The organism is Klebsiella sp. Ech2A (assembly GCF_030078455.1).
GTDB classification, from domain to species: Bacteria; Pseudomonadota; Gammaproteobacteria; order Enterobacterales; family Enterobacteriaceae; genus Klebsiella; species Klebsiella terrigena.
Genome location: NZ_JAQGFU010000002.1, coordinates 101,704 through 108,887 on the forward strand (window position 1 = coordinate 101,704; position 7,184 = coordinate 108,887).

Genomic DNA, 7,184 nt, shown 5'->3' on the forward strand with positions numbered 1-7,184 from the left:
CCCTGCATTGCTGCAAAAGGCCGGATAATCCGGCCTTTTTTCTTTTTCTCTCCCCTCATCTTTTCCATGCGGTACAATCCCCGCTTTCTTCATCCTCCTGGGACTAAAAAATGGACAATCGGTTTGTTCAGGCCCACAAAGAAGCGCGCTGGGCGCTGTGGCTGACCCTTCTCTATCTTGCCGCCTGGCTGGCTGCGGCCTATCTCCCGGACAGCGCAATCGGCATAACCGGGCTGCCGCACTGGTTCGAAATGGCCTGCCTGCTGGTGCCTCTGATATTTATCCTGCTGTGCTGGGCGATGGTGCGTTTCGTATTCCGCGACATTCCGCTGGAGGATAGCGATGCAGCTTGAAATCATCGTCATCCTGGTTGCCTATCTGTTCGTGGTCTTCGGCCTGTCGCTTTACGCCATGCGCAAACGCAGCAGCGGCAGTTTTCTCAGCGAGTATTTCCTCGGCAGCCGTTCCATGGGCGGCTTCGTGCTGGCCATGACGCTCACCGCCACCTACATCAGCGCCAGTTCGTTTATCGGCGGTCCCGGGGCTGCCTATAAGTACGGCCTCGGCTGGGTGCTGCTGGCGATGATCCAGGTGCCGACGATCTGGCTTTCGCTGGGGATCCTCGGAAAGAAATTCGCCATTCTGGCGCGACGCTATAACGCCATCACCCTCAACGACATGCTGCAGGCCCGCTATCAAAGCCGCGCCGTCGTCTGGATCGCCAGCATCAGCCTGCTGGTTGCCTTCGTCGGGGCGATCGCCGTGCAGTTTATCGGCGGCGCGCGCCTGCTGGAGACCGCGGCGGGAATCAAATATGAAAACGGCCTGCTGATCTTCGGGATCACTATTGCCCTGTACACCGCGTTCGGCGGTTTTCGCGCCAGCGTGCTCAATGACACCATGCAGGGTATGGTCATGCTGATCGGCACTATCGTGCTGCTGGTCGGGGTTGTCCACGCTGCGGGCGGTCTGCATCACGCCGTTGATACCTTACAGAAGATAGATCCGCAGCTGGTATCGCCCCACGGCGTAGACGGCATTCTAACCCCGACCTTTATGACCTCGTTTTGGGTGCTGGTCTGCTTCGGCGTTATCGGCCTGCCGCATACCGCCGTACGCTGCATTTCTTATAAAGACAGCAAAGCCGTTCACCGGGGGATCATCATCGGTACCGTGGTCGTCGCGCTGCTGATGTTTGGCATGCACCTCGCGGGCGCGCTGGGCCGCGCGGTTCTGCCGCACCTCACCGTTCCCGATCAGGTGATCCCAACGCTGATGGTCCAGGTGCTGCCACCGTGGGCCGCGGGCCTGTTCCTGGCGGCGCCAATGGCGGCGATCATGTCGAACGTTAACGCCCACTTATTGCAGGCATCGGCTACGATCATTAAGGATCTTTGGCTCAGCGCTCAGCCTGCTAAAAGGCATAATGAGCAAAAGCTGAAGAGGATCTCCACCGCCACCACCCTGGTCATAGGGATCCTGATGATGCTGGCAGCCTGGCGGCCGCCCGAGATGATCATCTGGCTCAACCTGCTGGCCTTCGGCGGCCTGGAAGCGGTGTTCTTATGGCCGCTGGTGATGGGCCTGTACTGGGAGCGCGCTAACGCTACCGGCGCCCTCAGCGCGATGATCGTTGGCGGCGTGCTGTACGCCGTGCTGGCGACATTTAATATTCAGTACCTGGGCTTTCATCCGATTGTGCCCTCGCTGCTGTTAAGCTTGCTGGCTTTTGTGATTGGCAACCGTTTCGGTCAGCCCGTCCCACCAGCCCCTATTATGACTACTGATAAATAAAGAGTTTTGCCATGCCATGGATCCAACTGAAACTAAATACTACCGGCGCACACGCTGAAGATTTAAGCGATGCGCTGATGGAGGCCGGTGCCGTCTCTATCACCTTCCAGGATACCCACGATACGCCGGTATTCGAACCGCTGCCGGGGGAAACCCGCCTGTGGGGCGACACCGACGTGACCGGCCTGTTCGACGCAGAGAGCGACATGAACGAAGTCGTTGCCATTCTTGAACAGCATCCTCTTCTGGGCGCCGGCTTCGCGCACAAAATCGAGCAGCTGGAAGACAAAGACTGGGAGCGCGAATGGATGGATAACTTCCATCCGATGCGCTTCGGCGAGCGGCTGTGGATTTGCCCAAGCTGGCGCGAAGTGCCGGATGCCAACGCGGTGAACGTGATGCTCGATCCGGGCCTCGCCTTCGGTACCGGTACCCACCCGACGACCTCCCTGTGCCTGCAGTGGCTCGATGGGCTGGATCTGGCGGGTAAAACAATTATAGATTTCGGCTGCGGTTCCGGCATCCTGGCGATTGCAGCCCTGAAGCTCGGCGCGGCGAAGGCCATCGGTATCGATATCGATCCGCAGGCGATTCAGGCCAGCCGCGATAACGCCGAGCGTAACGGCGTCTCGGATCGTCTGGAGCTCTATTTACCCCAGGATCAACCAGAGGCTCTCAGCGCCGACGTTGTGGTCGCCAACATTCTGGCCGGCCCGTTACGCGAGCTGGCTCCGTTAATCAGCGTCCTGCCCGTTGCAGGCGGTCTGCTGGGCCTCTCCGGGATCCTTGCCAGCCAGGCTGACGGCGTCTGTGAAGCCTACGCCGATCGCTTTAATCTCGACCCGGTGGTTGAAAAAGAAGAGTGGTGCCGGATTACCGGCCAGCGCAAGTAAGCGCAAATGCGGCCTGCGGGCCGCATTTTTGTTTCCAGTAGCAGCCAAATGACGTCAAGAAATGGGAGCCAGATCGCATTACGAAGCGCTTTTTTGGCTACAAAAACAGCGTTTTATGCCGCCAATGGCCCCATTTTTCTAAGAAAAATAGATAAGTTTTACGATTTTATAATTGAGCACAAATTACCCACAACTCATTAACTCTATGATTAATATGATAATTTATCCATGGCATTTTCGTTACCCCTGGATTCATTGATCTGTGACAGGGGATTGCTCAAAGTTTGGCCTTTCATCTCGTGCAAAAAATGCGTAATATACGCCGCCTTGCAGTCACAGTATGGTCATTTCTTAACTCATGCGCATCGGACACTACCAGCTTAGAAATCGCCTGATCGCAGCACCTATGGCTGGCATTACTGACAGACCATTCAGGACGCTGTGCTATGAGATGGGAGCAGGTTTAACCGTTTCCGAGATGATGTCCTCCAACCCTCAGGTTTGGGAGAGCGACAAGTCCCGTTTACGGATGGTGCACGTTGATGAGCCCGGTATTCGTACCGTGCAAATCGCCGGTAGCGTACCGGAAGAGATGGCCGCAGCCGCCCGTATTAACGTGGAAAGCGGTGCCCAAATTATTGATATTAATATGGGGTGCCCGGCGAAAAAGGTGAATCGCAAGCTCGCAGGTTCAGCCCTCTTGCAGCATCCCGAGCAGGTGAAGTTAATCCTGACGGCGGTCGTCAAGGCAGTGGACGTTCCCGTGACGCTCAAGATTCGCACCGGTTGGGAGCCGGAACACCGTAACTGTGTAGAAATTGCCCAACTGGCTGAAGAGTGTGGCATTCAGGCTCTGACTATTCACGGACGCACGCGCGCCTGTTTGTTTAACGGAGACGCTGAATACGACAGTATTCGGGCAGTTAAGCAGAAAGTTTCCATTCCGATTATCGCGAATGGTGACATTACTGACCCGCTTAAAGCCAGAGCTGTGCTCGACTATACGGGGGCTGATGCCCTTATGATAGGCCGCGCAGCTCAGGGAAGACCCTGGATCTTTCGGGAAATCCAGCATTATCTGGACACTGGAGAGCTGCTGCCCCCCCTGCCGTTGGCAGAGGTTAAGCGCTTGCTTTGCGCTCACGTTCGGGAATTGCATGACTTTTACGGTCAGGCAAAAGGGTACCGAATTGCGCGTAAACACGTTTCCTGGTATCTCCAGGAGCACGCTCCAAATGACCAGTTTCGGCGCACATTCAACGCCATAGAGGATGCCAGCGATCAGCTGGAGGCGTTGGAGGCATACTTCGAAAATTTTGCGTAAACAGAAATAAAGAGCTGACAGAACTATGTTCGAACAACGCGTAAATTCTGACGTACTGACCGTTTCTACCGTTAACTCTCAGGATCAGGTAACTCAAAAGCCCCTGCGTGACTCGGTTAAACAGGCACTGAAGAACTATTTTGCTCAACTGAACGGTCAGGACGTTAGTGACCTGTATGAGCTGGTACTGGCTGAAGTAGAACAGCCCCTGTTGGACATGGTGATGCAATACACCCGCGGTAACCAGACCCGTGCTGCCCTGATGATGGGCATCAACCGCGGTACGCTGCGTAAAAAATTGAAGAAATACGGCATGAACTGATACTAGTCAGTTAATTGCTTGAATAAAAGGCGCTCTTCGGCATGGGGAAGCGCCTTTTTACTGCCTCGCGTTTACCCCCCTTCCCGCAGCAAACCGCAGCCCCCTCTGAGCTAGCTCGCCGTCCATGTGGTCAGCAGCGCACCGCTATCCGTCGCCACGGAGCCGCCGGGCCGCATGTCGGCATTTCGCGTCGCGAAGGTTCGTCCTCAGATCAGCGGGATCGTTCTGCAACGCAGCTTTACTGAGGGGAGCGCCATAAAGGCGGGCCAGTCGTTCTATGAAATTGCTCCGGCGACCTATCAGGCAGCCTACAGCAGCGCGAAAGGGGACGAGGCTAAAGCCGTGGCGGCAGCCGCCATCGCACACGTCACGGTTAAGCGCTACCTTCCTCTGCTCGGCACGCAGTACATCAGCCGTCAGGAGTACGATCAGGCGCTGGCCACGGTCCAGCAGCTCAACCCCATTTACGTCGACGTCACTGAATCCAGCAGCGACTAGAGCCTGCAGCCTGGCAGGGATACGCAGAACTTCCATCTGGTCACAGGAAATGGTCCGCCTTAAGCCGCGGGAACAATGCAGCGGGGCAGAGAACGGCGTGGAGGCGATTATCAAACGAACCACCGTCGCCTTCAGCCAGATTAAAGACGCCATGGTCTTCCTGTTCAATCTGCCGGCCATTATCTAACTCGGTACCGCAATGGGTTTTGACTTTGAGCTTGTCGATCAGGGCAACCTCGGCCATAGCGCACTAACCCAGGCGCGTAATCAGCTGCTGGGCATGGTCAGGCAGCATCCTGACCAGCTGGCCAGCAGGCTGCCAACCGGTATCGGCTACGACTGGACGGGAATGCCCTATCAGGAACGTCTCTCCGGCAACCCGGCGCCTGCGCTCTACGCCATCTCCCTGATTGTTGTCTTCCTGTGCCTCGCCGCGCTCTATGAGAGCTGGTCAATTCCCTTCTCGATGATGCTGGTCGTGCCCTTAGGGGTTATTGGCGCGTTGCTGGCGGCATCGCTTCGCGGGCTCAATAATGATGTCTATTTCCAGATCGGCTTATTAACCACGATTGGCCTATCGGCAAAAAATGCCATTCTGCTCGTCGAGTTTGCTAAAGATCTTATGGATATAGAAGGTAAAGGAATTATCGAGGCAACGCTTGAGGCATCGCGTATGCGCCTGCGTCCGATCCTCATGACATCATTAGCCTTTATTCTCGGGGTGCTGCCTTTAGTTATTAGCCATGGTGCCGGAAGCGGGGCGCAAAATGCGGTGGGCACCGGCGTGATGGGCGGGATGTTAACCGCTACGCTGCTGGCAATCTTCTTCGTACCGGTATTCTTCGTGGTGGTAAGGGGCCGCTTTACCCGACGCGGGAAGTAGCTCATCTTCTCCTCAAAGGCGCCACGCTGGCGCCTTCTTAATTATAATTATCAATATTAATCAATTGGTTATATTAAATTCACTATATTCCATAATGATAAGATCGGCAGCCCCTGCCTTTATTTCATTATTTTGTTCTACATCTTTTCTACGCAATTCCCCGCTTATCTCCATGATATTTACGTAGCTCATAAATTGAGATGATTTCCTCTATCAGGCCTCTGTTTCAGCGATGGTAAAATAGGCTATTCCGTCGTGTATCTCACCCGATGCAGTAAAACGGACTATTCAGAGGTAATATCATGAAGAAATTTATTTTAGTGACGCTGCTGGCAACTTTACTCGCCGGCTGCGCGCATGACTCTCCCTGCGTGCCGGTCTATGATTCTGAAGGCAGGCTAGTTCATACCAACACCTGCATGAAAGGCACGACTCAGGATAACTGGGAAACGGCTGGGGCAATTGCCGGCGGCGCGGCGGCAGTGGCTGGATTAACGCTGGGAATTGTAGCGCTGACCCGTTAACCATTACCGTTCCACTGGGTTGGGTTCACTCTCCAGTGAAGGAACGGATATAAAAAAGGGCCTGGTCGCGAGACCGGGCCCTTCTTCGTGGATGGCAGGATATAAAAACCGCGCTACGATCCGCCCGCCGGTATTCCAGACCGTTCTACAGCAGCTTAGGCCGCCGTTTATCGCTAAGCTGCGTCATTAAATAGCAGACAAGCAAAAAGGCCCAGTCTTTCGACTGGGCCTTCTGCTTTATTTGATGCCTGGCAATTCCCTACTCTCACATGGGGAGACCCCACACTACCATCGGCGCTACGGCGTTTCACTTCTGAGTTCGGCATGGGGTCAGGTGGGACCACCGCGCTGTTGTCGCCAGGCAAATTCTTTAAAATACTGTTTCTAACTTAAAAAGTGGTGCTGATACCCAGAGTCGAACTGGGGACCTCACCCTTACCAAGGGTGCGCTCTACCAACTGAGCCATATCAGCACGCTTAATTTGGTACCGGACATGATTTTCGGACCGTTGCTTCGCAACGTTCAAAAGCATTTGCTTTTGTTCTGCTACTCTGTCGAATAGCAAATTGCCTCGAAATTCAGTGCCATACTGCTAATTTGATGCCTGGCAGTTCCCTACTCTCACATGGGGAGACCCCACACTACCATCGGCGCTACGGCGTTTCACTTCTGAGTTCGGCATGGGGTCAGGTGGGACCACCGCGCTGTTGCCGCCAGGCAAATTCTGTTTACCAACACGCCATTACGGCCTGTCAGTTAATCTGTATCAGCTGAAAATCTCTCAAATTCATCACACCAAACAGCTTTGGCGTTGTAAGGTTAAGCCTCACGGTTCATTAGTATCGGTTAGCTCAACGTATCGCTACGCTTACACACCCGACCTATCAACGTCGTCGTCTTCAACGTTCCTTCAGGACTCTCAAGGAGTCAGGGAGAACTCTTCAG

7 protein-coding genes, 1 tRNA gene, 3 rRNA genes and 2 pseudogenes are annotated in these 7,184 nt (G+C 54.7%); 8 read left to right on the forward strand and 5 right to left on the reverse strand.

The features are described from left to right. Positions 1-110 precede the first annotated feature (110 nt). The 7 genes and pseudogenes from PFH44_RS01130 to PFH44_RS01160 all read left to right on the forward strand — a co-directional run. Positions 111-353 carry a YhdT family protein gene (locus PFH44_RS01130; RefSeq protein ID WP_041147468.1) on the forward strand — a complete coding sequence of 81 codons (243 nt, stop codon included), beginning with the start codon at positions 111-113 and terminating at the stop codon, positions 351-353. Then, entirely contained in the window at positions 343-1,794 is a 1,452-nt protein-coding gene (gene panF / locus PFH44_RS01135; protein ID WP_045856501.1) for a sodium/pantothenate symporter, read from the forward strand. The genes PFH44_RS01130 and panF overlap by 11 nt, the downstream gene beginning before the upstream one ends. A gap of 11 nt (positions 1,795-1,805) precedes the next feature. Next, entirely contained in the window at positions 1,806-2,687 is an 882-nt protein-coding gene (gene prmA / locus PFH44_RS01140) for a 50S ribosomal protein L11 methyltransferase (protein WP_041147470.1), read from the forward strand. A 358-nt stretch (positions 2,688-3,045) separates the two neighbouring features. Beyond that, positions 3,046-4,011, forward strand: a complete 966-nt coding sequence (gene dusB / locus PFH44_RS01145) for a tRNA dihydrouridine synthase DusB (protein ID WP_041147471.1) — start codon at positions 3,046-3,048, stop codon at positions 4,009-4,011. Between the two features lie 25 nt (positions 4,012-4,036). Then, positions 4,037-4,333 carry a DNA-binding transcriptional regulator Fis gene (fis, locus tag PFH44_RS01150; RefSeq protein ID WP_003855228.1) on the forward strand — a complete coding sequence of 99 codons (297 nt, stop codon included), beginning with the start codon at positions 4,037-4,039 and terminating at the stop codon, positions 4,331-4,333. A gap of 114 nt (positions 4,334-4,447) precedes the next feature. Further along, a pseudogene (locus PFH44_RS01155) lies at positions 4,448-4,828 on the forward strand (efflux transporter periplasmic adaptor subunit); the annotation flags it as partial. 55 nt (positions 4,829-4,883) lie between these two features. Beyond that, positions 4,884-5,714 (forward strand): annotated as a pseudogene (locus PFH44_RS01160) (efflux RND transporter permease subunit); the annotation flags it as partial. Positions 5,715-5,774: 60 nt separating this feature from the next. Here the strand turns inward: PFH44_RS01160 and PFH44_RS01165 are convergent. Beyond that, entirely contained in the window at positions 5,775-5,906 is a 132-nt protein-coding gene (locus PFH44_RS01165) for a hypothetical protein (RefSeq protein WP_264673784.1), read from the reverse strand. Between the two features lie 110 nt (positions 5,907-6,016). Between PFH44_RS01165 and PFH44_RS01170 the strand changes: the two genes are divergently transcribed. After that, positions 6,017-6,238: a lipoprotein gene (locus PFH44_RS01170; protein WP_041147475.1), complete on the forward strand. Its 222-nt coding sequence runs from the start codon at positions 6,017-6,019 to the stop codon at positions 6,236-6,238. A 246-nt stretch (positions 6,239-6,484) separates the two neighbouring features. Here PFH44_RS01170 and rrf (PFH44_RS01175) read toward each other — a convergent pair. The 4 genes from rrf (PFH44_RS01175) to PFH44_RS01190 all read right to left on the reverse strand — a co-directional run. Beyond that, positions 6,485-6,600, reverse strand: a 5S ribosomal RNA gene (gene rrf, locus PFH44_RS01175). A 35-nt stretch (positions 6,601-6,635) separates the two neighbouring features. Next, a tRNA-Thr gene (locus PFH44_RS01180) sits at positions 6,636-6,711 on the reverse strand. Positions 6,712-6,841: 130 nt separating this feature from the next. Beyond that, positions 6,842-6,957: ribosomal RNA gene (rrf, locus tag PFH44_RS01185) — 5S ribosomal RNA — on the reverse strand. 97 nt (positions 6,958-7,054) lie between these two features. Then, a 23S ribosomal RNA gene (locus PFH44_RS01190) occupies positions 7,055-7,184 on the reverse strand; the annotation flags it as partial.